A 24,201-nucleotide genomic window follows, 5' to 3' on the forward strand; every position below is an offset into this window, starting at 1 on the left:
TGCCCCTACGCGGCGCAGTGGCATCGCCCGCGTTCATGACATGCGTCAAGCGCGCGCTTCACGCGTGTGCCAGACTTTAAAAAGTGAGCCTGCGTTGTGGCTGCCCTCCCGTCAGCACCGCGCACGCCGCATCCGGAGCGTGGCCGACGGCGATTCCCCGAACGCGCGCTTGTAGTCGATCGCGAACCGCCCGAGGTGCGCGAAGCCCCATTTCAGCGCGACGTCCGTCACCGATGCGAGCCCCGGTGTCGCGTCGTCGAGCAGTTCGTCGCGCACATGTTGCAGCCGCAACTGGCGCACGAATCCCATCGGCGTGATGCCGTGGCGATTGCGGAATCCGGCGAACAGCGTGCTCGGGCTGACGCCCGCGAGTTCGGCCAGCCGTTCGATCGTCAACGGCTCGTCGAGATGCGCACGGATGTATTCCTCGACGCGCCGCACATAGAACGGCGCGAGCGGCGCCGGCGCGGGGCGTGTGCCGTTGCGTGCGCTGTTCGGGTGGCCGTACAGCAACAGGTTGAGCAGCGTCGATTCGAGTTGCTCGAATGCGAGCGGATGGCGCAGCGGATGCCCGTCCGTCGCGATCGCGTCGGCCAGCATCGGCAGCATTTGCGCGAGACACGCGCCCTGCTGCGACGACAGGCTGAATTCCGGCTCGAACTCCACCGGCACGCGCCGGTCATCGCCGACATGCCGCTGCGCATGCCGCTCCATCACCTCGCGCTCGATGCGCAGGATCACTTGCGGGCACGCCTCGCCCCACCGCATCCGGAGCGGCAGCGTCGGCGACAGCAGCGACGCGGTGTCGGGCGACGACACGAAGCGCGTCGCGCCGCACTCGATCTCGGCGTCGCCGCGCAGCGGAATCTGCAACAGATAGAAGTGCTCGAGCGGCCCCGGTTCGATCGACACTTCGCCGCCGTAGTCGAGCAGATTCAGCGACAGATTGCCCCAGCGCGCATGATGCATGCGGCCGTGCAGCGCGCGCGAATCGCCGGTCAGCGTAAGCCGATGCGGTTTGAACACATCCGCAACCCGCGCGCGCACCTCGTCGACGTCATCTGACTGCAGCAGCAGCGTGTCGTGGTTGAAACAGGCAGCGTCACCCAGCCAGCCCGCTCCGCAAAATTGCCCCATCGAAGTTCTCCCGTCGTGCTCGATTGCACCTGCGCCGTGCACGTATTCCCGATTCCGGGGAACCCCGTCGCACGATCCGGATAGCGTCCGGAGTATCCGGACAGTCCGCCTCGTTACACTACGCAAGCCCTGCGCACATCACGCAAGAAGTGGACCGTTCGCGCATCGTAGAAAACTGTGCGGACCTTCCGCATCCGCACATACCCGCAGTGCGCCGCGTTCCGGCCCCGGCGCGGCGGGCCGATCCGCAGGTTTCCGGAATTCGCGGATACCGGCCGAAGAAAGCGGATAGAAGCGCGCGTTTCGTCCGCCAATACTGGGCCCATGCCAGTCACGAACAGAACGGAGGGACACATGCAAGGACGACACATCGACATCCCGTCGCCGGACGGCGGGACGTTTCGCGCATACCTGAGCACGCCGGCCGGCGGCACGGGACCGGGCATCGTGTTGTGTCACGAGATCTTCGGCGCGAACGCGACGATGCGCGACGTGGCCGATTACTACGCCGAGGAAGGCTACACGGTGCTCGTGCCCGACCTGTTCTGGCGCCAGGCGCCCGCCATCGAACTCGGTTACACGGCGGCCGACTTCGAGCGCGCGATGGCGTTGTACCGCGAGTACGACGAAAACAAGGGCGTCGAGGACATCGCCGCCGCGCTGGCCGTGCTGATGCAACGGCCAGAATGCACGGGCCAGGCCGGCGTGCTTGGCTACTGCCTGGGCGGCAAGCTCGCGTATCTCGCCGCGTGCCGGCTGCCGGACGTGGCCGCCGCCGTCAGCTATTACGGCGTGGGGATCGAGCACGCGCTCGACGAAGCCGCCCATCTGCGCGGCCGGCTCGTGCTGCAGATCGCCGCGCAGGACCGCTTCTGCCCGCCCGACGCGCAGCAGCGCATCGCCGCTGCAATGGCCGGCCGCGACGGCGTCGAAGTGTACGTCTACCCGGGTGTCGATCATGCGTTCGCGCGCGTCGGCGGCGATCATTTCGACAAGGCCGCCGCGGTCATGGCGCACCAGCGCGCGATCGCCGCGTTTCGCGTGGCGCTCGGCCCGCACTACGATCTTTCCGCCCTGTGGGAAGAACACCTCCGGCACGAGTTCGACACGCGCAACGTCGACGCGACGATGGCCACGATGGTCGCGCAGCCTTACGTGAACCATATTCCGACGCTGACGGGCGGCGTGGGCTACGACGAGCTCAAGCGCTTCTACACGCATCACTTCGTGCATGCGAACCCGCCGGACACGACGATCACGCCGATCTCGCGCACGGTCGGCGCGAGCCAGATCGTCGACGAACTGCTGTTCTGCTTCACGCACACGACCGAGATCGACTGGATGCTGCCCGGCGTCGCGCCGACCGGCAAGCGTGTCGAGATTCCGCTCGTCGCGATCGTCAAGTTCCGCGGCGACAAGCTGTATCACGAACACATCTACTGGGACCAGGCGAGCGTGCTCGTGCAGATCGGCCTGCTCGACGCGGCCGGGCTGCCCGTTGCCGGTGTCGAAACGGCGCGCAAGCTGCTCGACGAAACCGTGCCGTCGAACAGGCTGATGCAGCGCTGGCACGACAGCGCGTGATCGACGGATACGCATGCGGCGCGCGCAACGCGCGCCGCCTTCACTCAATCATTCCAGGAGACACACCATGACTGCCCTTGCTGGCAAAGTCGCGATCGTCACCGGCGGCGCCACGCTGATCGGCGCCGCCGTCGCGCAGGACCTCGGGCGCGCCGGCGCGTGCGTCGCGATCCTCGATCTCGATGCGGAAAACGGCGCGCGCGTCGCCGACACGCTCGGCGAACGCGGGATGTTCATCGCGACCGACATCACCGACGACCGCGCGATCGACCGAGCGGTGTCGGCGGTCGCCGAACGCTTCGGCGCGATCGACCTGCTGATCAACCTGGCCTGCAGCTACGTCGACAACGGGATCCAGGCCACGCGCAACGACTGGCTGGCGGCGATGGACGTCAACGTCGTGTCGGCCGCGATGCTGGTCAAGGCCGTTCATCCGTTCCTGAAGCGGCGCGGCGGCGCGATCGTCAACTTCAGTTCGATCTCCGCGCAATGCGCACAGACCGGCCGCTGGCTCTATCCGACCTCGAAGGCCGCGATGCGCCAGCTCACGCGCAGCATGGCGATGGATCTCGCCGGCGACCGGATTCGCGTCAACTCGGTGTCGCCGGGATGGACGTGGTCTCGCGTGATGGACGAGCTCACGCACGGCGACCGCGCGAAGACCGATCGCGTGGCCGCGCCGTTTCATCTGCTTGGGCGCGTGGGCGATCCGTCGGAAGTCGCGCAGGTCGTCACGTTCCTGTGCAGCGACGCGGCGAGCTTCGTGACGGGCGCCGACTACGCGGTGGACGGCGGCTACTCCGCAATGGGCCCCGAGCAGGCGGTGCCGGCGATTCCGCGGCTGGCCGAATAACCGGCAGCCGCTTCTCGCTCGCCCATACTTCGCCCCATGCAATTCGTTCTACCAAGGATTTCATCATGAAACGCATCGCTATCGTCGGCGCCGGCCAGGCCGGCCTGCAACTCGCCTTCACGCTGCTCGACCAGGGCTATCACGTCACGCTCGCGACCAACCGCGACGCGGAACAGATCCGCGCCGGCAAGGTCATGTCGAGCCAGTGCATGTTCCATACCGCACTGCAGATCGAACGCGATCTCGGCCTGAACACCTGGGAAGAAGCGTGCCCGACCATCGAAGGCATCGGCATCGCGGTGCCGCATCCGGAAGGCAACGGCCGCAAGGCGATCGACTGGTCGTCGCGGCTGACCCGCTACGCACAATCGGTCGACCAGCGCGTGAAGATGGCCGACTGGCTCGACGCGATCCGGCGCCGCGGCGCGGACGTGCGCATCTGCGACGTCGGCGTGCCGGAACTCGAGGACCTCGCGCTCAGCCACGATCTCGTGCTGCTCGCGGCTGGAAAGGGCGAAATCGTGCACCTGCTGGGCCGCGACGACGCACGCAGCGCATTCGAGCGCCCGCAACGCGCGCTTGCGCTCACCTACGTGAAAGGCATGACGCCGAGCCAGCCGTATTCGCGCGTGCGCTTCAACCTCCTGCCCGGCATCGGCGAATACTTCGTTTTTCCCGCACTGACGACGACGGGCCCGTGCGAAATCATGGTGTTCGAAGGAATCCCCGGCGGCCCGCTCGACTGCTGGGCCGACGTCAAGACGCCCGAGCAGCATCTCGACCGCAGCCTGTCGTTCCTGCAGCAGTATGTGCCGTGGGAATTCGAGCGCTGCCGCGACGTCGAGCTCACCGATCCGAACGGCACGCTGTCCGGCCGCTTCACGCCGACCGTGCGCAAGCCGTTCTTCCGCCTGCCGTCTGGCCGAACCGTATTCGGCATGGCCGATGCGGTGGTCGTCAACGATCCGATCACCGGCCAGGGTTCGAACAATGCGGCGAAATGCGCGAAGGTATACGGCGACGCCATCCTCGCACGCGAAGGCCAGCCGTTCGACGAAAGCTGGATGCACGACACGTTCGAACGCTACTGGTCCTATGCGCAGCACGTCGTGCGCTGGACCAACTCGCTGCTCACCCCGCCGCCGCCGCACATCCTCGAACTGCTCGGTGCCGCCGGCCAGTTGCCGTCGCTGGCCGCGACGCTCGTCAATGGCTTCGACGATCCGCGCCAGTTCGCGCCGTGGTGGTTCGAACCGTCGGCCTGTGCGGCGCTGATCCGCGAACACGCCGCACGTTCGGAGTGAGCGACATGGACACCACCGCGACCTGCATTTCGGGCCTCGACCCGCAGCAACTGCGCGCCGCGTTCGGGCAGTTTCCGACCGGCGTCACCGTGATCACGACGCGTTCGGCGGACGGACGCAAGGTCGGCCTCACCGCGAATTCGTTCTCGTCCCTGTCGCTCGACCCGCCGCTCGTGCTGTGGAGCCTGCGCAAGGTCGCGCCGAGCCGCCCGGACTTCGTCGCGGCCACGCACTTCGCGATCAATATCCTCGCGCACGACCAGATCGAGCTGTCGCGCCGTTTCGCGACACCGAGCGCCGACAAGTTCGACGGCGTGTCGCACGTGGAAGCCGATGCGGGCGGCGTACCCTGTCTCGACGGCGCGAGCGCGCGTTTCGTGTGCCGCAACGTGGGCCATTACGAAGGCGGCGACCATCTGCTGTTCATCGGACAGATCGAGCAGTTCGATGCGTTCGGAAAGGCGCCGCTCGTGTTCCATGCGGGCCAGTATCGCGCGATCTCCGTACATCCCGATCTTTCTCGCGCCGTTTGATTAGTTATACAAATAAATATTCAGGAGGTGGTGATGATGAAATTCGGCTCTCGCCTGCTTGCGATCGCAGGTCTCGGGTTAGTCGGCCTGACCGGCCCCGCGCCGGCGCATGCGACCGACCTGCCGTCGGTCAACCTGGGGATGACCAGCTTCCTCGACGGGATGCCGCCTGCCGGCTCCGGCTGGTACGGCACGCAGTATCTGACGTACTACACCGCCGGACGCGTCAACGACAACGCCGGCAACAAGGTCGGGCTGCCGAAGCAGGACATCGACCTGTTCGCGGGCCTGAGCCAGCTCGTCTACCAGTCGCCGCTGACGTTCGGCGGCATGCATCCGGGGCTCGACGTGATCCTGCCGTGGGTGGCCTCCGTGCATACGAACGACGGAATCGGCAACGTCGCGCTGAATTCGCGTGCCGGATTCGGCGACCTGCTGGTCGGACCGTTCATCCAGTTCGATCCGGTGATGGGCGCGCAGGGGCCGCGCTTCGCGCAGCGGCTGGAGTTCCAGTTCATTGCGCCAACCGGTGCATACGATCCGGCGCGCGCGATCAATCCGGGCAGCCATTTCTGGTCGTTCGATCCGTACTGGGCCGCGACGTTCTGGATCACGCCGAAGTGGACCGTGTCGTGGCGTCTGCACTATTTGTGGAATGCGACCAATCACGAGCCGGCGACCGCGCTCGGGCCGGACGTGACGTCGACGCAGGCCGGCCAGGCCGTTCATGCGAACTTTGCGACCGAGTATGAAGTGCGGCCCGGGCTGCGGCTGGGTCTGAACGGCTACTGGCTGCGCCAGACCACCGACATGAAGGTGAACGGTCAGGATGTGTCCGGCACGCGGGAAGCCGTGCTGGCGATCGGACCCGGTGCAATGTACAGCTTCTCGCCCCAGGATCACCTGATGTTCAACGCGTACTTCGAAGTCCATGCCCGTAACCGGCCGCAGGGTTCGCGGATGGTGCTGCGGTACGTGCATCACTTTCAGTAGGCGAAACACCGACGCGTGACGCAGCACCGCGGGTACGTATGACGGATGGCAACTTCTACTACCCCGGTTTTTCTCGCGCATCGCTCATCGGCCGGCGCATCACATGACCGCGGCTGCACCGGCCGAGGCGATCCGCGCGTATCGTCGTGGGCGAGCCCGGCAAGGCCGCCGATGGGGCAAGCGAGAGGCGCCGTGGCAGTCCGGCGCGCAACCCGCGCGCGACCTATTTGGCCGCCTGCGCCGCCGGCGTGAAACTGCACTTCGGATCGTCCTTGCCGCGCGCCGAACAGCATTCGAGCAGGTCGCTCACCGACTTCGCGTTCGCCGCATTCCATTCATACAGGCTCTTGTTGTTGTCGATCGGCATCCAATGCGTCATCGGATACCGGCTCGCACGCGCGTTGCTTCCCTTCGGCGGCGGCAGCAAACCGGCCGCGAGCGGCACGTAGATCTTGCAGCTGTTCTGATCGCCGATCCGGTGACAGCCGATGCAGGTATTGCCCGGCGTGCTGATCGCGTGCGATGTCCACGACGCGAAGTCCGCGCCGAGATTCACGTACTTGCCCCACGGATCGGTCGGCACCTTGCTCCAGACCTGGCCGATCCACGGGCTGTACATGACCGGGCTCGCGTCATGACACGACACGCAGCGCTTCGTCGCGGTCGCGGCCGGCTTCCACCAGAACTCCGCCGCGGACGGATGGCCGGGCGGCGGCGTCGTCTCGTTCGGCGGCGGCACGCGCGCCGCGTTCATGCCGGCTGTGCCGCCCTGCTCCGCATGAAACCAGCAGGTCTTGCCGTTGCCCGCATGATGCAGCACGATGTCGACTTCGTCGTAATACGGGCTCCGATTCGCACGGATCTGCTTGCGGCGGCAAAACGCCGAGATCTGCGTGTCGCCATGCGACAGGTCGAGGATCTTCGAATACGGTGTGCACTGTCCGGACGTCGGCGCGTCATAGGGCAACAGCGCCGGGCGATCGCACGTCATGTGTGCTGCGTAGCGCACGGGCACGCGGCCGTTGACGGTGATCGGCACATCGGTGCCGTCATTGCAGTCGAACGCGGGAATCTCGCCGATTTCGTCGGTGCACCGCTGCGCATACTCGTGCAACGACGTATCGCCGTTTGCCGCCGCGAGCGCAACCGGCACGACCGGTGCAACCTGTGCGGCCAGCATCGTCGCCAGCGCGACGACGCAGTTTCTCATCGTCATGCCGCCCCCTTCGTGTAGCGTATCGCCACCTTGCGAATGGCCTCGATGTACTTCACGTAACCGGTGCAACGACAGATGTTGCCGCCCACCCAGGTTTCGATCATCGCGTCCAGATCGCGCTCGTGCACCGGCTGCGCGCGCAGATGATCGAGCATCGCGGTCGCGGCCATCAGGAAACCCGACACGCAGTAGCCGCACTGGAACGCGAACGACTCGAGAAAACTCTGCTGCAGCGGCGACAGCGCGCCACCCTGCGCGAGCCCCTCGATCGTGTACACGTGCATGTCCGCCATCGCGCTGACCGGGGTCGAGCACGACAGCGTCTTTTCCATCGGCGCATCGGGCGCATTGCGCACGCCGACCGTGCACGCGCGGCACACGCCGATGCCGCAGCACAGCTTGGTGCCCGTCAGGTCCTGCCGCTCGTGCAGGAAGTCGATGAGGTTCATGTCCGCGTCGGCCGCGTCCGCTTCGACGGGCTTGCCGTTGATGATCATCCGGACCGGATTGCTCATTGCAGTGCCTCCCGAATCTTCTCCGGCGTCACGGGCGTCACCCGGAACCGCCGCCCCGTCGCCATCGCGAGCGCATTGAGCAGCGCCGGCGCGATCGGACACATCACCGCTTCCGCGATGCCGCGTGCATTCGCGGGATCGCCGCCGGGCGGCGGTAAGGCGATCAGCTCCTGCACGGGGATGTCCGGCAGCCGCGTGACCTCGTAGCGATCCATATTCCATCGGCCGCCGCCCGGCCCGTCCGGCCCCAGCGGACACGTTTCGGTCAGCACGTTGCCGATACCCATCGCGACCGCGCCCTGTGACTGCCCTTCGACGAGCTCCGGCGACAACTGCCGGCCGACGCTCACTGCCGTCACCACGCGTTCGACCTTCACGCGCCCGGTCGCCGAATCGACGGACACCGCGACGAGCGTCGCCGACGGCGCATAGGTCGTGCGCCCGTACAGTGTCGTATTGATCGGCGGCGGCTGCAGCACGCGCTTCAACGGCGTCAGGTGATACGGATCGAGGCCGACCGCCACGTAGTCATAGTCGACCTGCGCACTGCCGGACGCGAACGGATAGCTTCCCTTCCAGAAATACCCGGCATAACTCGCATGCACGGCTGCGGTCGTCTGCAGGCCGAGCTTCCTGATCGTGCCGAGCAGCGTCGCCCACGAAATCGGTGTGAGGCCGTTCGCGGCGAGTGCGCGATCGGTCCAGTGCACGTCCTCCGCACGCACGGGTACGCCCCACCATGCGCGCGCGGCCGGCAGCACGCTCTGCAGAAACAGCACCTGCGCGGCGCCCTTGACCGCGTGGTACTGATGAAATGCGCCGAGACAGGCGCTCGACGAGCCGTACGTGTAGCACACGTACTTGCTGTCGTCTGGCGGATTGCTCGAACGCTGCAACCCGAGCGAGTTGAACGGTCCGATCTCGCTCATCGCAATCGTTTGCGCGTTTTGCCCGAGAAACTCGGCCGGCGCGAGACCGAGCGTCGTGGCCGCGCCGTTGCCCATGTCGGTATATGGCGTGACCACGCGCAGGTTGCCGTCGGGCAGGATCTGCACCATGCCGAACATGCCGTCGCCGGAGGTGCCGTACGCTTCGTTCGCCATCGCGAGGCCGACACCGTAGCGGAGGCTGCGCGCGCTGCGCTCGGCACGAATCTGCTCACGCTCGAGCCATAACGGATGACGTTCGAGCCGGTCGAGCAGCGCGTCCAGCTGCAGGTCGAACAGGATCGGCGCGCCCGTGATCGCGCGGCCCTTGCCGAGAGCGGGCGCCTTGCCGAGCAGATTGGCGCGCCGGATCTCGAACGGCGACATCCCTAGCCGGCGTGCAGCCTCGTCCATCAGCGTCTCGATCGCCATGAACGCCTGCGGCCCGCCGAAGCCGCGCTGCGAGCCGCCGAAGACTTCCCGCGTGTAGGTCGACGCGGCCTGCGCGCGTGCCCGCGGAATCTCGTAGCAGCTCATCGCGCTCAACGCGGCAAGCTGCGCGACGTACGGCGACAGGTTCTTCTTCCCGCCGCCGTTCATCAGGAAATCGCAGGTGATCGCTTCGAGCTTGCCGCGGCGGTCGAACCACAGCGATTCGGAGAACTGCGTCTCGCAGCGTTTCAGGCCAACCTGGAATTGCTCGTAGCGTGACTGCTGCCAACGCAGCGCGCCCTTCGCGAACGGCGCCGCAAGGGCCAGATACAGCGGGAAATAGGACTTGTCGCGTCCGCCGAAACCACCGCCCGGGTAGCACGCGATGACCTGGGCCTCCTTGACCGGGACGTTGCTGCCGTCGAACAGCGCACACGCACCGATCGCATCGTCGTTCGCCGACTGCGTGCCGAGAACGAGGCTGATCTTCGAGGCGGACGCGTCGTACCATGCGAGTCCCGCTTCGGGCTCCATGAACATCGGATCCATCGCCGGCGTCTCGAACCCGTCGTCGCCCGTCGCCCGAATGCCGATCCACGTGCCGGCGGCCGCGTGGTGGGCAATCGTCGCATCGATGTTGGCGACCGCCGCCTCGCGTTCCTCCAGATACTTCGCGGTCGGCTTGCCGGTGCTGTCGGCCTCGTAGTTGTCGACGTAGTTGAACCGCCGTGCGTCGTCGCGCACGTAGACGGTCACGGGCGAATACGGCACGACCGGTGCGGCCTGGCCGGCGCCGACCGGCGCGCCGTAGCGGATCACGCCGCGATTGAAATCGAGCAGCTTCCTCGCGCGACGATAGATATCGAAGTTCTCGAAGATCAACAGCGCGGCCGGTTGGCCGTAGCAGTCCGCCGGATGACCCACCCGCGCGAGCCAGTAGATGTCCTGGTTCGCGATCGGGTCGGGCCGCGGTGCAAGATTGATCTTGCGCGCGCTCAGCAACGCGTTGTCGACAATGGCGATCGGCTGCAGTTCGTGCGGCAGCACGCCGAGATCGTAGCCCTGGTACACCGCGTCGACCCGGTCGCAGCGCAGCGCATAAAGCCAGTTTTCCTGCTGCGGCCAGCCGACGAAGTCGCGGGACTTGAAGTCGCGCGCGTAGATCTTCTGGCCCATTACCTTCGGCACGCCATCGATGCGCCAGCGCGCCTTTCCGGGCACCGGTGCCCAGCTCGGGCCGTCCGCATCGGCCTGCGTCTCGCCCGCGGCGAGTACGAGTGCCGGTAAATGCGTAACCGAAACGGCGACAACGGCGCCGCTGCCGGCGAGCTTCAGAAACGTCCGGCGTGTCACTGGCACACGGATGGCCATGCTGCGTCCCTCGTTCGAATTGTTATGTCGGTCGTCGAGTGCACGACGTGCGTCGCCACGCCGGCCGCGAGCGGCCCGATACGCGTGTGCGTCGGTGCACAGGATGTCGGTGAGAAAGCGGTGTTCCGGGCGCGGTTGCGCGCGCCGGCTGTCAGTAATCGGGAGGGAGACGACGCGCGCCGTAGCCCGGCGGCATCGCGGGTTCGGTCCACGCGGGTGGTCGCCTGCTCGATGAGGCGTCAGGCGGCGTGCATCGCGCTGCGTGTTCGTTCATGATTCCCCCGGCCCCGATCGTGCTTGACTGGCCTGTTGCCCATATCGTCGGGCAGCCGCTTCAATTTCAGGCGTTGTGTTCGTTCTTTCCGCGACGCGGGGCGATCGTCCCGCTCGCAGCGTCATTCAAGCCTGATTTTGAATAATCGTAGAAATTCGAATCGACGATTTCAAGGAGATTTTCGGGCACGATGACGCGCACATCGGCAGCGGCATCCGTCGATACGTGCCGCGTCATCGGCTGACGCATGCCACCGCTGGCGGCCCGAGGGCGCTGCGGCCGGGCGGCGACTGCCTGCGCCGGCCGGCAATTCGGTAAACAATCGCTCGCGTTATCGACACGGATGGATTCAGCCGTGCAGATCGGACCTGTCGGATCGGCTTTCAGTCCGGTCGGCGCGCCGCCGCGACTGCGTTCGAGGTTAGTCGTAGGGGGCCACCCGCGCGGGCAGTGGACTACGGCTGTCTCCATGGTCGACCATGGGTCCGGGTTGCGTTGACGCCGCTATGATCGACCTGTCTCGCGGCGCCGCCCGGGGGGAGAAGGAGCCTCCCATGAAGACGGTGACCGTGCCGGCCGGCAATACCCGGTCGGCACGTACATCCGGTTCGCGCGGCAGTCCCGCGCCGCTGCTTACTGCCCGATACTGGTGAAGGTCGGCAGCAGCACGCGATACACATGAATCATCGCCGGCCCGAGCAATACGCACATCAGCGCCGGGAAGATGCAGAAGATCAGCGGGAACAGCAGCTTCAGCGCGATCTTCGCGGCGCGCTCCTCGGCGCGCATCCGCCGCCGCGTGCGCAGCATGTCGGACAACACGCGCAGCGATTCGGCGATGCTGGTGCCGAAGCGATCGGCCTGGATCAGCATCGCGCAGAACGATTCGATATCCTCGACGCCGGTCCGCAGTGCCAGATTGCGCAGCGCGGTTTCCTTCGTGAACCCGGAACGCATCTCGAGCAGCAGCAAGTCGAGTTCACCCGCGACCACTTCGCTGCGAAAGCGCAGTTCCTCGCTCACCCGCATCAGCGCCGCGTCGAGCCCGAGCCCTGCTTCGACGCAGACGGTCATCAAGTCGAGCGCATCCGGAAAGTCCTCGAAAATCACTCGCTGACGCGTCGCGATCCGCCGCCTGAGGATCACGTTCGGCACGTAGTAGCCGATCCCGGCGAGCGCGACGAGGATGAACGACAGCAGCATGCGTTGATCCGCGAGCCGGGTCGTGGCGAGCGCCAGCAGCGCGGCGCCCGGCAGCGCCAACGCGAGTACCGTCTTCGCCGCGAAGTAAAGCGCGCCCGCGTTCGGATCGCGCCAGCCGGCGTTCATCAGCCGGATCCGCAGCGGTGAATTCTCCCAGCCCTCCTGCGGCACCGACAGCCGGGAAATCGGTTGCGACAGCTCGACGAGCTTCGCGACCCAGCGCGACGGCTGCCCGCCGCCGTCGCCGGCGCCGGCGCCGGCGCCGATGCCCACACTTGCTCCGCTCGCCTGCTGGATCCGGCGCTCCATGTTGCGCGGCGCAAACAGCAGCATCGCGACCAGCACGCCGCCGGCGACGAAGATGAACAAGCCGGCCAGCATCACGGTATGTACTACACTCAGGTTTTGCATGACAGCCTCGAATCGGTTCGTGAAGCCTGAGACACGCGTCAGACGCGAATCCGGATGATGCGTCGGATCCACAGCATGCCGAATGCCATCGACCCCAGCATCACTCCGACCATCTTGATGCCGGCCGGATCCTGCCAGAGCACCGACAGAAACTCCCGGTTCAACACCGCCATCATGCCCGCCGTGCCGAATGGCAGCAGCCCGAGGATCCAGGCCGACAGCCGCCCTTCCGCCGACAGCACGCGGACCTTGTCGAACAGCTTGAAGCGCTCGCGAACCAGCGATGCGATGCTGTCGAGCAGCTCGGCCAGGTTGCCACCGGTCTCGCGCTGGATCAGCACCGCGATCACGAAGTAGCGCAGGTCATGGGCAGGCACGCGTGTCGCGAGGTTCACCAGCGCATCGTGCAGCGATACGCCGTAATTGATCTCGTCGAACGTGATCCGGAATTCACCGCCCATCGGATCGGGAAACTCCTCGCCGACCATCCCGAGCGCGCTCGTAAAAGAGTGGCCGGAGCGCAGCGCGCGCGCGATCATGTCGCAGACATCCGGCAGTTGGCGCTCGAGCTTGAGCATCCGCCGGTTGCGATGCCGCATCACGTACATTGCCGGCATGCACGCGGTCAGCAGCGCAATCGGCAACATGGCGATCAGGGGCAACGGAGTGAACAGCAGGACGAGCATCGCCGTCACCGGCAATGCCGCGCTGTACACGACGAGCTTCGCCACCGTCCAGTCGAGCCCCGATTGCTGCAGCAGCAAATCCACCGACTGCACGCGCGGCATACGCAGCAACAGCCGGTCGAACGGTTTCGATTCGTCGAGCATCCGCTTCTTGAGAATCGACAGTCGCTCCTGCTGCACGCTGCCGCCGGCCGACATCGCGCGCAGGCGCGACTCGATCCGGCGTGCCGCGGCACCGTGGCGTGAGTTCCACCATTGATAGACACCTTCGATCGCGAGCACCACCGCGACGAAGGTGAGAATCACAAAACCATAGAATATCGAGTCCATGAGACCTCCCCGGAATCAGACGACGGCGCGTCGTCACTTCGTCTCGTAACGCTGCGCCGGGTCGTAGAGTGAATCCGGCAGGTTGATGCCGAACGACTGCAGCCGCTCGGCGAACTTCGGCCGCACGCCGGTCGCGCAGAAGTGTCCGCGCACCGTCCCGTCGCGATCCATGCCGGTGCGCTTGAACGTGAAGATCTCCTGCATGTTGATGATGTCGCCTTCCATCCCGGTCAGCTCCTGGATGCTGACGATCTTGCGCTTGCCGTCGGTAAGCCGCGTCGCCTGGACCACCACCGAAATCGCCGACGCGATCTGCTGGCGCATCGTCTTAGGCGGCAGCGTCAGGCCGCCGACGCTGATCATGTTCTCGAGCCGCGTGAGCGCGTCGCGCGGCGTGTTTGCGTGGATCGTCGCGAGCGAGCCTTCGTGGCCGGTGTTCATCGCATTGAGCATGTCGAGCGCTTCCGCGCCGCGCACTTCGCCGAGAATGATCCGGTCCGGCCGCATCCGCAGCGCGTTGCGCACGAGCGTGCGCTGCGTGATCTCGCCCTTGCCCTCGATGTTCGGCGGCCGCGTTTCCAGCCGCAGCACGTGCGGCTGCTGCAGTTGCAGCTCCGCTGCGTCCTCGATCGTCACGATCCGCTCCGATCGCGGGATGAAGCCCGACAGGATGTTGAGCAGCGTCGTCTTGCCGCTGCCGGTCCCCCCCGACACGAGCACGTTCACTTTCGCCTTGGCCAGCGCATCGAGCAGCTCCGCCATCGGCGGCGTGAGGCTCTGGTAGCTCACGAGGTCGTCCATCTTCAGCGGGTTGACCGCGAAACGTCGGATCGACATCAGCGGCCCGTCGATCGCCGACGGTGGAATGATCGCGTTCACGCGCGAGCCGTCCGGCAAACGCGCATCGACCATCGGGGTCGATTCGTCGATGCGCCGCCCGACCCGCGACACGATCTTCTCGATCACCTTCATCAGGTGCGCGTCGTCGTAGAACGTCACGTCGGTCAGCTCGAGCTGGCCGGCGCGCTCGACATAGACCTGCCGGTACGTGTTCACGAGGATGTCGGAGATGCCGGGGTCGCGCAGCAGCGCCTCCAGCGGGCCGAAACCGAACATCTCGTCGTACACGTCGATCGCGAGCTGGCGCCGCTCGATGTCGTTCGCGGGCATGCGCTCCTCGTCGAGGATGCGCGAGATCAGCGCCGAGATTTCCTGCCGCACCTGTTCCTGCGGCAGGCGTGACAGACGCTCCAGCTCGACCCGTTCAAGAACCGCCGCGTGAATTTCACGGCGTAGCCTCTGGTACGCGTCGCGTACCGACGAATGCGTCGCACCCGCCGGATCGGTGCTCGTCGCCTGGGGCTGCGTCCGGTACAAGGACATCTGTTCGCGCAATGACATGATAGTTTCCCCGAAAGATTCACATGGACTTGAGCTTCGGCGTGGCCTTGCGGCCGAACAGCCGGGACATCAACGGTTCGCTGCTGGACGCGTCGTGCCTGGTGCGCACGTCCCCTTCGACGATCTGCTTCGCACAGGCCTGTAACGCACGCGTAACCGCTGCGCTGCGTGCGACGCGCGAGACCGGATGCCCGAGGTCGAGCGCCTCGCGCACGGTATCGGCGTCGTCGGGTATCGTGCTGCTCGCATGCAGGCCGAGCACTTCCTCGAGCGCGGTGCGGGACCGTTCGCTCGCGCGTGTCATCCGGTTCACCACCAGCCGCATCTGGTCGGTCGGGTAGCCGAGCGACACGAGAATCTCGAGCAGCCGGCGGCCCGCGCGCACGTGCGGCATCGCGGGCTGCAGCACGAGCTGGATCTGGTCGCTGCGATCCAGCGCGATCATCGACAGCGGATTGATGCTCACGCCGATGTCGAAGATCACGAAGTCGTAGCGCGGCGCCGCGACGCCGAGGATCCATTCGAGCGCATCCTCGCGCATCTCCGCGGCCTTGACCGGGTCGCCCGCGCCGGCCAGCACGTGGAAGGTCGGCGTCACGTGCGCGACGCTCGCGTCGAGAAACGCGCCGTCGAGTCGCTCGATCTGCGCGCACAGCTGCGGCAGCGTCGACGGCGGCGTCTCGTCGCTGACGAGGAACGCGGCATCCGCGAACTGCTGGTTCAGATCGACCAGGAGCACGCGGCGCTTATATCCTTCAGCGATCTCGTACGCGACGTTGCTCGCGGCGAAGCTCGTGCCCGCGCCGCCCTTGCACGACATGAACGACACGAAGCGCGTATCTTCGGCGTCGCGTCGCGTGCTTTGCGCGGCGGCACGCTCGAGCGCACGGGCCAGCGCCGTGGGGTCGATCGGCCACTGCAGCACGTCGCGCGCGCCGGCGCGCATCGCGTCCAGCAGCACGTTCGGCGCCGCGTCGGCCGTCACCAGGATGCAGGTCAGGCTCGGGTGCAGCCGGCAGATGCGCTCGAGCGCCGACAGCTCGGTCGCATCGGTCGTCGCGCCGTCGATCAGCAGGATGTCGAATGAATCGAGTCCGTCCGTTCGATTCTCGATCTGCGACGATCGTCCATGCGCGCGTGTCACGCGATAGTGTCCGCTGTCGGTGACCAGGCGCGCGATCTGCGTGAGCCGGGCGGTATCGTCGGCAGCTACGAGGATATTGATCATGGCTGTGCCTCGTCGGTTCGATTATTGACAGGCGGTGCCGCCCGTGGATGAATTCAGGCTTTCACGCGACAGCGTCGTGGTGAACGGCGGCATCGTGATCGAGACGCTCGCGAGCGGAATCATCGTCTTGACGGTGAAGTTGGTCATGCTGACGGTCACGAACGAGCAGGAGCTCACGTCGCAGCCCGACGGCGTGTAGCTCACCGACACGTTCGCACTCGACACCATCGGCATCAGCGACTTCACGCGCTTCACGACGCCGGCGGCGTTCACGTCGCAGACGATCGCCGTGCGTGCGCCGAGCCGGATGGCCTCGGCCGCCGTGTTCCAGTAAAACAGCACGCGCCCGAATTCGAAGACGCCGATCAGCAGCATCATCAGGATCGATGCGATCAGCGCGAATTCGACGATCGTCGCGCCGCGTTGTGCGCGACGGCGCGACGGCAGACAGGAGCGCGGGTTCATGACACTTGCCTCATCACGGTGACGATGTTGCCGAAGGTGATCGACGACAGCCCCGGGTAGGCCGGAATCGGCTGGTACTTATAGCCCTTCACCTTCACCTCGACGACGTTGATGCTGCCGGTCGCCGTGCCGCTTGCCGCGTTGTTGGTCGCGTCATAGGTCGGCAGGTTCGCGAACTGCGGTGGATCGGATGCGTCGGCGCAATCGCTCGAATGCGCGGCGTCGCACACGATCACCATCGATGTCGTGAGCCCCGGCACCAGCTCGGTGCCGGCAGACCCGCAGGTCGTGTTGCCGTAGACGACCAGGCACTGCGCCGCCGCGAGCGGATACGCGCTGTCGGCCGGCAGATAGACCGACAGGTAGCGCGCCGCGTCGCGCGTCGCCTTGGTGAGGGTCTCGTACTGATAGATCGCGCGGCCGAACTCGGCCACACCGGTCGCGAGCACGATCATCGGCATCAGCACGAGCGCGAACTCGACCGCGGCGACACCGCGCATGCGCGACCGGCGAATCGGGAGCCTTTTCATGATCGCGTCTCCTCTATTGAACGAGCATCGGCACCTTGAGGCCGATCGAGCTGCCGTTGCCCGGCAAACCGTGCGTCGCGCAAGGCGTGCTGCCGGACGACGCCGAGCCGAGGTATTCGAGATGCGCGACCACCCCGCCGGCGCCCGGGCTGAACGGCAGCGGATCCAGCATCAGCACGCAGTCCCACTGCGTGACGGTCAGCTGGTTGCTTGCGCCCTGCAGCGTCGAGCAGTCGCCCTCGGGGGCGAGCGCGACCCGGCGGTCGCCACCGAACGTCTGATAGTTGCTTGCCGTGGCGGTCCCTTTGGTCGCGATGCCGCTGCCGGCGGGCGGCGCGCCGTCGCCCTGGTAGGACTTGAAGCTCGCACGATCGAGCACGAACTGCTTGTACGCGTCGCCGACGATACCCGCGGTTCCCGGCGGCCCGTATTTGGGGCCGACGTATGCGTAGCCTGTGAAGTCCGGCTGGCCGCTCGAGCCGTTGGCGCCGTTCGTATAGATGCCGAAGCGGGTATTCCACGCGCGCAGCGACGCGGACTTCAGGCCCGTCGAACCGAGGGTGGGCGGCGACTTGATGTTGCAGGTATTGCCAGACAGTTCGCTGGCGATCGTCGTTTCGTTGGTCGAACCGTCGAGCGCGGCCCAGCCGAAGTTGCCGGGCCCGTACGTCGACGACGAGCCGGAAGGCGACGAGATCCAGTCACCGACCTTGTACGGCGCGGCGGCCGCCGCGCGGCACACGAACACCGGTATCGCACAGGTGGTCTGCCCGGCGCCCACCGTCGCGATCGCGCTGGCCGAGACCTGCGCCGCGTTCGCGACCTGCACACCGGGAATCGTGTTGAGCACCTCGATGAACCAGTGCGCGATGTTGGTCAGCTGCGCCGTGCACTTCACGTACTTGATGTTCGCCGGCGTGGCGACCGCCGTCTTCGTCAGAAACGGATTGGTCAGCGAATCGCTGAACGTGACGTTCGAATCCGTCTGCATCTGCACCGCGTTCTGCTGAAAGAAGGCGAAATTCGAGTGGCCGGCGGCGATGCCGTCCGCTTCCGCGACCTGCAGGCTGATGGCCGACGTGAGGTCGCGCGCAGCGGACAGCGCGCATGAGTCGGCGCTGTTCTGAAGTTCGCTGCGCGTGACGTACAGCTTGCCGAGGTCCAGCGCGAGACCGACGAATCCGATCATCACCGCCAGTGCGAGACCGACGATGATCGCGACGGCGCCTTGCTGGCGATGCAACCCTCGACGCGTGAATTTCGGATGACGAGCTGCGCTGGACATGGCGTTCTCCCTGAGCGTGCCTGTGTTATTGCCCCGACGACTTGCCGATCCCGATCACGAATGCATTGGCTTTCGGCTCGGGCTGCCTGAACGACTTGTCGTAGTTGTCGAGCGCGGCCGCGGCGGCGCTGCCGTCGACCCCCGGGCGCGAGGCCGCGTGTTCGGCGGCATGCGGATCGATGATCTGGGCTTGCGTGACGGCGCGGACCGAGTCGCCGAAGCGACTGTCCCACACCGGCGTCGACGACATGCAGCCGGCAAGCGCGAACGCGAGCGGGACGGCGAGCGCCGCACGGCGCACGAATACGAGGTAGGCGGATTTCATGAGCTTCCCCTTGGATGGCTTCAACGATCGGTGGACGCGGGTTCCGCATTCGCCCGCGCGATCTGCGCGTGGGCGGCGGCCGGCAGACTGTTCTTCGAATGCGGCGCGGGTTTGGCCGGCGTGTCGGAGCCAGCCGCCGCGAGACGCGCGGCAGCGGCTTCGATGCGCGCGATCCGTGCCGCGCTGGCCGCATCGGCCTGCGGTTGCGGTTTCGGCTGCGACTGCGCGGCATGCGCCGGCTCGGCGTTCACCGCTCCTGCCGCGGCGGCCGCTGCAGCCGCCGGCTTCTCAGGCTGCGCCGGCACCGGTGCCGGTGTGTCGGCGGGCTGCGGCGCACGCGGAGCGGGCAGCGCGGCGGCCGGTGCGGCCGGTGCAGCCGATTGCGGCGCGGGAGCAGGTACCGGCGTCTGCGGTGCATCCATCGCGCCGTTCGCCGGTTGCGCGCCCGCCTTGCGGACACCCTTGCGCCCTTCCATGTTGCCGGTCGCATACACGTCGGCTTCGTTGGGCTTCGAGAAGCTGTCGGTCGGCAGCGGCAGGTCGGCGGTCTGCAGCGGCCTCACCAGGTGCGGCGTGATCACGAAGATCAGCTCGGTGCGGTCCTGCTGGAACGACGTGCTGCGGAACAGCGCGCCGAGCACCGGCACCTCGCCGACGCCGGGAATCGCCTTCAGCGCGCCGCTCGCGTTGTCCTTGATCAGCCCGCCGATCGCGAACGATTCGCCGTCGGCCATCTGGACCGTCGTCGACGCGCGCCGGGTGGTGATCAGCGGCAGGATCGACGTGCCGCCGATGTTGGTCGCGCTCAGCGTCACGCCCGTCTGCGACAACTCCGACACTTCCGGCGCGACCCTCAGGTTGATCCGGCCGTTCGCGAGCACCGTCGGCGTGAACTTCAGCGCGACGCCGAACTCCTCTTCCTGCAGGGTAATCGACGACGTGCCGGTGCCGCTGCTCTGCGGTACCGGGATGAAGATCTTGCCGCCGGCGAGGAACGTCGCCTCCTGGCCGCTGATCGTCACGAGGTTCGGCTCCGCGAGGATCTTGACGAGGTTGTCGGTGTTCTGCGCATCGGCCGCGATGCTGAACGGCTTGTTGTTCGCCTTGTTGAAGATCGCACCGCTCGCAACGCCCGCGAGCAGGTTGCTGACGAGCGCGCCGCTCCACGAGCCGAACCCGCCCTGGATGTTGAACGCGCTGCCCAACTGGTTGATCAGCGTCTTCGACACTTCGGCAACCTTCACTTCGAGCATCACCTGCTGCGGCGACGTCACGTTCAGCATGTTCAGCACGCCACCACCCTTGCCAGTGCCGCCCCCCTCGCCGGTGCTCTCGCTGTAGGCCCGTGCGATCTGCACGGCCTGTTGCGCGGCCTGCGAGCTCGACACGGTGCCCGCCAGCACGATCGTGCCGGCTGCGTTCGATACGTGGATGGCGTGCTCGTCCGGCATCAGCTGCGCCAGCGATGCCTGCAGGCCGCCGGCGTCCGCGCCGACCGCAACGTCGATCACGCGGCACGCGCCGCTCCTGCCCTGCACGATCATGTTGGTGGTGCCGACCGACATCCCGAGGATGTAGAGCGTCTGCGGCGACACCATCGTTGCCTGCGCGACGGCCGGGTTGCCGATGGTCCGGTTGCGGACCGGCTCCGGCATCGGCACCAGCAGCGACTTGCCGAGCGGCACGCTGACGCTGGTCGACTCGCGCACGGCGCCCACGCAGTTCGGTCCGCGCAGCGGGCCCGCCGATGCGGCAGCCGCGGCGGCAGGCGCCGGCGCCATGCTGATCGTCATCTGCATCGGCCCCTTGGCGACGGCAGCCGGCGCGCTCGCGCCGCCCTTCATCAGCGCAGCCGATTCCGCGCCTTCCTGGGCCAGCGCGCTGTACACCGTCAGCCACCCCGTACACAGGATCGCGGCCATCATCGTGCCCCGTGCGATACGCGTGCGCACCGGGCCGGTACCTGAATATTGCGGATTGATCTTCATTTCGTCTGATCCCCCGAGTGACCGGCGAGCGGCCGGTTGTCGACTTCCAAGGCCGCCGTGCCCTGACGGCGGCCGATCTGGTTAATCTGTTTATCTGGATGTGTGTTCTACGGTTTCAAAAGCATTCGACGCTGCCCCGTACCCCGGTCAGCACGCCTACACAATCGTGCCGTGCGTCCGGTGCCGCGTGCGACGCAACGTGCACGCGCACGGTCCGTACGCGTTCGTGTACCGGTGCGGGCGTCGCGTCGGGTACCGGAGCCTTGCCGAGCAGCGTCAGCTTGGTCGCGCCATCGGTCGTCAGCGTCTTCTGGTCGACCTGGTTGCGCAGCACGAGCGACAGCGTGCCGACGCTGCGCGCGAGGTCGAGGCGTTCGGCCTGATCGGGCGTGACTTCGAGCGTCACCGCGTTGACGACCTTCGGTGCGGTATCGTCGCGGCTGACCTGCTGCGCGACGGCCAGCACCAGGATGTGCTCGAGCACGATCTTGGAGATGCTCTGCCCGTCGGTCTTGCCCTGCTGTTCCTGCGTGTTGACGATCACGTCGACGTAGTTGCCCGGCAGCGCGAAGCCCGCGACGCCCACCACGTCGTTCACCCGCACCGTGATCGCACGGCTGCCGTCGGCGATCACGGCGGACAGCCCGCCCTTCGTGCCGACCGGCGCGAGTTTCGACTCGATCACCGGTTCGCCGCGTGCGAGGCTCGTACGCACGACGCGCCCTTCGAGTTCCTTCGTGTCGGTGAACGCGCCGGTCGGCACGCTGCCCGACGGCCAGCTCACCATGCGGATCTGGTTCGGCCCGAGCGGCTCGCCCAGGTTCAGGTCGGTGGTCGCCACCGCGACCGACGTGACCGAGCTGCTGGATGTATTCATCAACCAGCGGGACGCGAACACGACCGCGGCAAGGCCCGCGACCATCGCGACGATCAGCATCATGAGCGCTCGACTGTTTTTCATGGCAATGCTCCTCAACGAATCGTGAAAGAAACGGCTCAACCGGTTATGTGCGTGTGACCGCCGTGCTCGGCAGGCGGCAGATATCCGCCGTCGCGCTCGGGCGCGGTGCCGAAATAACTGGCCCATGCGTCATGCAACGCGTCGTGCGTCACCTCGAGCGGATCGCCGCGATACCGCGCGCCGGCGGCGACCAGGCGCAGCAGATCCATCGGGAAGCATGCGAGATATGCCTTGCCGGTCGGCAGGTGCAGCCGGTGCAGCAGATAGTCGAAGGCGTCCTGCGTCGACACCAGTCCGAGCGACTCGCATGCGGCGTCGAACACCGCGCGGTAGTGGTCGATCGACAGCGCGCCGACGTGAAGCTTTGAACCGAGCCGGCGCAGGAATGCGTCGTCGGCGAACTGTTCCGGCGCCAGGTTGCTCGAGAACACCGGCCAGACGTCGAACGGCAGCACGAATCGATTGCCGGATTCGAGCGTCAGGAAATCCACGCCTCGATCGAGCGGACGCAGCCAGCGGTTGAGCAGGTCGCGCGGCTCGACACGCTGGCGGCCGAGATCGTCGATGATGTACATGCCCATGTTCGCCTTCATGTGCGGCGGCGCCTGGTAGAAGCCCGCCGCGTCATCGCGGCGCAGGTCGAGTTCGTCAAGCGTCAACTCGCCGCCGGACATCACGACCGGCCGCTCGCACAGGCGCCAGCGGCGATCGACCGACTGTCCCTCCGTTTGCAACGGCGCGTCGACATGCACGAGCGGATCGTGGATCTGGATGACTTCCCCGGCCGCATAGATCGCATACGGCACCGGTACGTGACCGCCCATCAACGCGCCGAGCCGCTCGGCGAGGAAGGTCTTGCCGCTGCCGGCGGGGCCGTAGATCAGCAGCGGACGGCCGGAGTTCAGCGCGGCGGCCGCCGAGTCGAGTACCGACGTGTCCATCACGATGCCTTCGAATACGGCCCACACGTCGTTCTGAGCCACGTGCAGCTTGCGCACCGAATGGGTGGACACGCAGTCGAGATACGCGTCGAGCGTCACCGGCGCGGGCCCGCTGTACGTGCTGCGCGCACACTCCTCGAGTGCTGCCACGCGGCCCGCGTCGGTCAGGCGGAACGTCACGTCGAGATCCGTCTTGCCGCGATGGGTGAGTTCGACCAGATGCTCGCGCACCAGGAACGCGAAGACGTCGTCGAGCACCGCGAGCGGCAGGCAGTGGCGCTCGATGAGGTCGCCGTAAGACGGACGGCCGAGCACCAGCGTCGACTTCAGCACGAGCCCTGCGACGAATGGCTGGCTCAGTCCGGTTTCCTCGAGCGAGCGCGGCGCGGCAGGCAACTGCGTGCCCGGCTTCGCATGCGCCTCCCGCAACGGCGACGGATGCGGCAGGTGTGCAACCTGCGCGTCGCGCTTCGGTTCGGTGGGGATCGTGTTCATGTGCGTTTCATCCTCGTTGCGGGTTCGTCGCGCTAGACGCACGAAGCGAACAGCATGCCCAGCGTGCCGGCGGCAATTGCCACGCCATACGGCAACGCGCCGACCGACGCAACTTCTATGGGGCCGTCGGTCGCCCCTGCATACGCGCGGATCGAGCGATGCGCGATCAGCGCCCTGACGTTCGCGCACATCTGGCGCAGGCGCCCGCGCAGCAGCACAAGGCCGATCGCGCCGATCCCGCCGGCCAGAAACGTGGCCAGCACGATGTAGAACGCCATCTGTGCGCCGACCCATGCGCCGATCGCCAGCATCAGCTTCACGTCGCCTGCAGCCATTCCGCGCATCAGATAGAACGGCAGCAGCATGCCGAAGCCGGTCGCCGCGCCGGCAAGCCACGCGAGTGCGCCCGCCTGGACCCCGTGCAGCGCGCACTGGGCGATCAGCGCGCCGGCCAGCCCGATCGCGACGAGCCGGTTCGGGATGCGTCGGCTCGTGATGTCCGTGCTGGCCGCGACGACGACGAGCAGCGTCACGCACAACGGGACCGGGTGAGGCAGTGCGGCAGGCAACATGGCGAACCTCGATTGGCTGCAATAGTCGGAATCACTTACCCAGTGCGGTATTGACCGCCGCGGTCACGATTGCCGCGATCATGTTGTACGCGTCTTGAACCGAACCCTTCAGGGTAACCACGCTTCCCAGCACGATGGTGGCGAACACTGCCGCGATCAGCGCGTACTCGATCGACGTCACCCCCTGCTCGTCGCCGATCCATCGCGATACCGCTACCGCACGTCCACTGGTCCGCATGACA

23 protein-coding genes are annotated in these 24,201 nt (G+C 66.6%); 5 read left to right on the top strand and 18 right to left on the bottom strand.

Annotated elements, in window-relative coordinates:
- Window positions 1-111 precede the first annotated feature (111 nt).
- Complete coding sequence (locus BTE28158_RS20905; protein WP_059599653.1) at window positions 112-1,137, bottom strand: AraC family transcriptional regulator; 1,026 nt, start codon at window positions 1,135-1,137, stop codon at window positions 112-114.
- Window positions 1,138-1,491: 354 nt separating this feature from the next.
- Here BTE28158_RS20905 and BTE28158_RS20910 point away from each other — a divergent pair, with 354 nt between their 5' ends.
- From BTE28158_RS20910 to BTE28158_RS20930, 5 genes are all read left to right on the top strand, one after another.
- Window positions 1,492-2,721, top strand: coding sequence for a dienelactone hydrolase family protein (locus tag BTE28158_RS20910; protein WP_151047711.1), 1,230 nt, complete (start codon window positions 1,492-1,494; stop codon window positions 2,719-2,721).
- Between the two features lie 67 nt (window positions 2,722-2,788).
- Window positions 2,789-3,574, top strand: coding sequence for an SDR family oxidoreductase (locus BTE28158_RS20915; RefSeq protein ID WP_124901879.1), 786 nt, complete (start codon window positions 2,789-2,791; stop codon window positions 3,572-3,574).
- 65 nt (window positions 3,575-3,639) lie between these two features.
- Window positions 3,640-4,878 carry a styrene monooxygenase/indole monooxygenase family protein gene (locus tag BTE28158_RS20920; RefSeq protein WP_170296379.1) on the top strand — a complete coding sequence of 413 codons (1,239 nt, stop codon included), beginning with the start codon at window positions 3,640-3,642 and terminating at the stop codon, window positions 4,876-4,878.
- A 5-nt stretch (window positions 4,879-4,883) separates the two neighbouring features.
- Complete coding sequence (locus BTE28158_RS20925) at window positions 4,884-5,411, top strand: flavin reductase family protein (RefSeq protein WP_170296378.1); 528 nt, start codon at window positions 4,884-4,886, stop codon at window positions 5,409-5,411.
- Window positions 5,412-5,444: 33 nt separating this feature from the next.
- The gene (locus tag BTE28158_RS20930; RefSeq protein WP_151047709.1) at window positions 5,445-6,404 is read left to right on the top strand and encodes a SphA family protein; all 960 of its coding nucleotides are present in this window, start codon (window positions 5,445-5,447) and stop codon (window positions 6,402-6,404) included.
- 223 nt (window positions 6,405-6,627) lie between these two features.
- Here BTE28158_RS20930 and BTE28158_RS20935 read toward each other — a convergent pair whose 3' ends face one another.
- The 17 genes from BTE28158_RS20935 to BTE28158_RS21015 form a co-directional block, all read right to left on the bottom strand.
- Window positions 6,628-7,620 carry a hypothetical protein gene (locus BTE28158_RS20935; protein WP_151047707.1) on the bottom strand — a complete coding sequence of 331 codons (993 nt, stop codon included), beginning with the start codon at window positions 7,618-7,620 and terminating at the stop codon, window positions 6,628-6,630.
- On the bottom strand, window positions 7,617-8,135 hold the full coding sequence (locus BTE28158_RS20940) for a (2Fe-2S)-binding protein (RefSeq protein WP_059599660.1): 519 nt from the start codon (window positions 8,133-8,135) through the stop codon (window positions 7,617-7,619). Before BTE28158_RS20940 ends, BTE28158_RS20935 begins: the two co-directional genes overlap by 4 nt.
- A complete protein-coding gene (locus BTE28158_RS20945) occupies window positions 8,132-10,864 on the bottom strand; it encodes a xanthine dehydrogenase family protein molybdopterin-binding subunit (RefSeq protein WP_151047705.1) in 2,733 nt (910 codons plus the stop codon). Before BTE28158_RS20945 ends, BTE28158_RS20940 begins: the two co-directional genes overlap by 4 nt.
- Before the next feature lie 340 nt (window positions 10,865-11,204).
- Window positions 11,205-11,609, bottom strand: coding sequence for a hypothetical protein (locus tag BTE28158_RS20950; RefSeq protein WP_151047702.1), 405 nt, complete (start codon window positions 11,607-11,609; stop codon window positions 11,205-11,207).
- A gap of 162 nt (window positions 11,610-11,771) precedes the next feature.
- On the bottom strand, window positions 11,772-12,752 hold the full coding sequence (locus BTE28158_RS20955) for a type II secretion system F family protein (protein WP_151047700.1): 981 nt from the start codon (window positions 12,750-12,752) through the stop codon (window positions 11,772-11,774).
- A 38-nt stretch (window positions 12,753-12,790) separates the two neighbouring features.
- Window positions 12,791-13,768 (bottom strand): type II secretion system F family protein, encoded by a 978-nt coding sequence (locus BTE28158_RS20960; RefSeq protein ID WP_059599664.1) that lies wholly within the window; start codon window positions 13,766-13,768, stop codon window positions 12,791-12,793.
- A 33-nt stretch (window positions 13,769-13,801) separates the two neighbouring features.
- Window positions 13,802-15,169, bottom strand: a complete 1,368-nt coding sequence (locus BTE28158_RS20965) for a TadA family conjugal transfer-associated ATPase (RefSeq protein ID WP_151047698.1) — start codon at window positions 15,167-15,169, stop codon at window positions 13,802-13,804.
- Between the two features lie 19 nt (window positions 15,170-15,188).
- The gene (locus BTE28158_RS20970; RefSeq protein WP_151047696.1) at window positions 15,189-16,397 is read right to left on the bottom strand and encodes a CpaE/TadZ family protein; all 1,209 of its coding nucleotides are present in this window, start codon (window positions 16,395-16,397) and stop codon (window positions 15,189-15,191) included.
- Window positions 16,398-16,418: 21 nt separating this feature from the next.
- On the bottom strand, window positions 16,419-16,862 hold the full coding sequence (locus BTE28158_RS20975) for a TadE/TadG family type IV pilus assembly protein (protein ID WP_059599667.1): 444 nt from the start codon (window positions 16,860-16,862) through the stop codon (window positions 16,419-16,421).
- Window positions 16,859-17,392 carry a TadE/TadG family type IV pilus assembly protein gene (locus BTE28158_RS20980; protein ID WP_124627436.1) on the bottom strand — a complete coding sequence of 178 codons (534 nt, stop codon included), beginning with the start codon at window positions 17,390-17,392 and terminating at the stop codon, window positions 16,859-16,861. Before BTE28158_RS20980 ends, BTE28158_RS20975 begins: the two co-directional genes overlap by 4 nt.
- 13 nt (window positions 17,393-17,405) lie before the next feature.
- A complete protein-coding gene (locus BTE28158_RS20985; protein WP_151047694.1) occupies window positions 17,406-18,677 on the bottom strand; it encodes a pilus assembly protein TadG-related protein in 1,272 nt (423 codons plus the stop codon).
- Window positions 18,678-18,702: 25 nt separating this feature from the next.
- Window positions 18,703-19,002 (bottom strand): hypothetical protein, encoded by a 300-nt coding sequence (locus BTE28158_RS20990; protein ID WP_059599670.1) that lies wholly within the window; start codon window positions 19,000-19,002, stop codon window positions 18,703-18,705.
- 20 nt (window positions 19,003-19,022) lie between these two features.
- Window positions 19,023-20,990: a type II and III secretion system protein family protein gene (locus tag BTE28158_RS20995; protein WP_174920069.1), complete on the bottom strand. Its 1,968-nt coding sequence runs from the start codon at window positions 20,988-20,990 to the stop codon at window positions 19,023-19,025.
- A gap of 115 nt (window positions 20,991-21,105) precedes the next feature.
- The gene (gene cpaB, locus BTE28158_RS21000) at window positions 21,106-21,951 is read right to left on the bottom strand and encodes a Flp pilus assembly protein CpaB (protein ID WP_124901871.1); all 846 of its coding nucleotides are present in this window, start codon (window positions 21,949-21,951) and stop codon (window positions 21,106-21,108) included.
- A 35-nt stretch (window positions 21,952-21,986) separates the two neighbouring features.
- Entirely contained in the window at window positions 21,987-23,387 is a 1,401-nt protein-coding gene (locus BTE28158_RS21005) for an ATP-binding protein (RefSeq protein WP_151051315.1), read from the bottom strand.
- 32 nt (window positions 23,388-23,419) lie between these two features.
- A complete protein-coding gene (locus tag BTE28158_RS21010) occupies window positions 23,420-23,959 on the bottom strand; it encodes an A24 family peptidase (RefSeq protein ID WP_151051313.1) in 540 nt (179 codons plus the stop codon).
- 31 nt (window positions 23,960-23,990) lie between these two features.
- Window positions 23,991-24,197: a Flp family type IVb pilin gene (locus tag BTE28158_RS21015; protein ID WP_151051311.1), complete on the bottom strand. Its 207-nt coding sequence runs from the start codon at window positions 24,195-24,197 to the stop codon at window positions 23,991-23,993.
- Window positions 24,198-24,201: the final 4 nt, after the last annotated feature.

The sequence above is a fragment of the Burkholderia diffusa genome (assembly GCF_902499115.1).
Lineage (GTDB): Bacteria > Pseudomonadota > Gammaproteobacteria > Burkholderiales > Burkholderiaceae > Burkholderia > Burkholderia diffusa.

What these genes read in the sequence shown, in the direction of transcription:
- BTE28158_RS20905 (WP_059599653.1), bottom strand. Translation starts at nt 1,137, where the DNA reads ATGGGGCAATTTTGCGGAGCGGGCTGGCTGGGTGACGCTGCCTGTTTC.
- BTE28158_RS20910 (WP_151047711.1), top strand. Translation starts at nt 1,492, where the DNA reads ATGCAAGGACGACACATCGACATCCCGTCGCCGGACGGCGGGACGTTT.
- BTE28158_RS20915 (WP_124901879.1), top strand. Translation starts at nt 2,789, where the DNA reads ATGACTGCCCTTGCTGGCAAAGTCGCGATCGTCACCGGCGGCGCCACG.
- BTE28158_RS20920 (WP_170296379.1), top strand. Translation starts at nt 3,640, where the DNA reads ATGAAACGCATCGCTATCGTCGGCGCCGGCCAGGCCGGCCTGCAACTC.
- BTE28158_RS20925 (WP_170296378.1), top strand. Translation starts at nt 4,884, where the DNA reads ATGGACACCACCGCGACCTGCATTTCGGGCCTCGACCCGCAGCAACTG.
- BTE28158_RS20930 (WP_151047709.1), top strand. Translation starts at nt 5,445, where the DNA reads ATGATGAAATTCGGCTCTCGCCTGCTTGCGATCGCAGGTCTCGGGTTA.
- BTE28158_RS20935 (WP_151047707.1), bottom strand. Translation starts at nt 7,620, where the DNA reads ATGACGATGAGAAACTGCGTCGTCGCGCTGGCGACGATGCTGGCCGCA.
- BTE28158_RS20940 (WP_059599660.1), bottom strand. Translation starts at nt 8,135, where the DNA reads ATGAGCAATCCGGTCCGGATGATCATCAACGGCAAGCCCGTCGAAGCG.
- BTE28158_RS20945 (WP_151047705.1), bottom strand. Translation starts at nt 10,864, where the DNA reads ATGGCCATCCGTGTGCCAGTGACACGCCGGACGTTTCTGAAGCTCGCC.
- BTE28158_RS20950 (WP_151047702.1), bottom strand. Translation starts at nt 11,609, where the DNA reads ATGGAGACAGCCGTAGTCCACTGCCCGCGCGGGTGGCCCCCTACGACT.
- BTE28158_RS20955 (WP_151047700.1), bottom strand. Translation starts at nt 12,752, where the DNA reads ATGCAAAACCTGAGTGTAGTACATACCGTGATGCTGGCCGGCTTGTTC.
- BTE28158_RS20960 (WP_059599664.1), bottom strand. Translation starts at nt 13,768, where the DNA reads ATGGACTCGATATTCTATGGTTTTGTGATTCTCACCTTCGTCGCGGTG.
- BTE28158_RS20965 (WP_151047698.1), bottom strand. Translation starts at nt 15,169, where the DNA reads ATGTCATTGCGCGAACAGATGTCCTTGTACCGGACGCAGCCCCAGGCG.
- BTE28158_RS20970 (WP_151047696.1), bottom strand. Translation starts at nt 16,397, where the DNA reads ATGATCAATATCCTCGTAGCTGCCGACGATACCGCCCGGCTCACGCAG.
- BTE28158_RS20975 (WP_059599667.1), bottom strand. Translation starts at nt 16,862, where the DNA reads ATGAACCCGCGCTCCTGTCTGCCGTCGCGCCGTCGCGCACAACGCGGC.
- BTE28158_RS20980 (WP_124627436.1), bottom strand. Translation starts at nt 17,392, where the DNA reads ATGAAAAGGCTCCCGATTCGCCGGTCGCGCATGCGCGGTGTCGCCGCG.
- BTE28158_RS20985 (WP_151047694.1), bottom strand. Translation starts at nt 18,677, where the DNA reads ATGTCCAGCGCAGCTCGTCATCCGAAATTCACGCGTCGAGGGTTGCAT.
- BTE28158_RS20990 (WP_059599670.1), bottom strand. Translation starts at nt 19,002, where the DNA reads ATGAAATCCGCCTACCTCGTATTCGTGCGCCGTGCGGCGCTCGCCGTC.
- BTE28158_RS20995 (WP_174920069.1), bottom strand. Translation starts at nt 20,990, where the DNA reads ATGAAGATCAATCCGCAATATTCAGGTACCGGCCCGGTGCGCACGCGT.
- cpaB (WP_124901871.1), bottom strand. Translation starts at nt 21,951, where the DNA reads ATGAAAAACAGTCGAGCGCTCATGATGCTGATCGTCGCGATGGTCGCG.
- BTE28158_RS21005 (WP_151051315.1), bottom strand. Translation starts at nt 23,387, where the DNA reads ATGAACACGATCCCCACCGAACCGAAGCGCGACGCGCAGGTTGCACAC.
- BTE28158_RS21010 (WP_151051313.1), bottom strand. Translation starts at nt 23,959, where the DNA reads ATGTTGCCTGCCGCACTGCCTCACCCGGTCCCGTTGTGCGTGACGCTG.
- BTE28158_RS21015 (WP_151051311.1), bottom strand. Translation starts at nt 24,197, where the DNA reads ATGCGGACCAGTGGACGTGCGGTAGCGGTATCGCGATGGATCGGCGAC.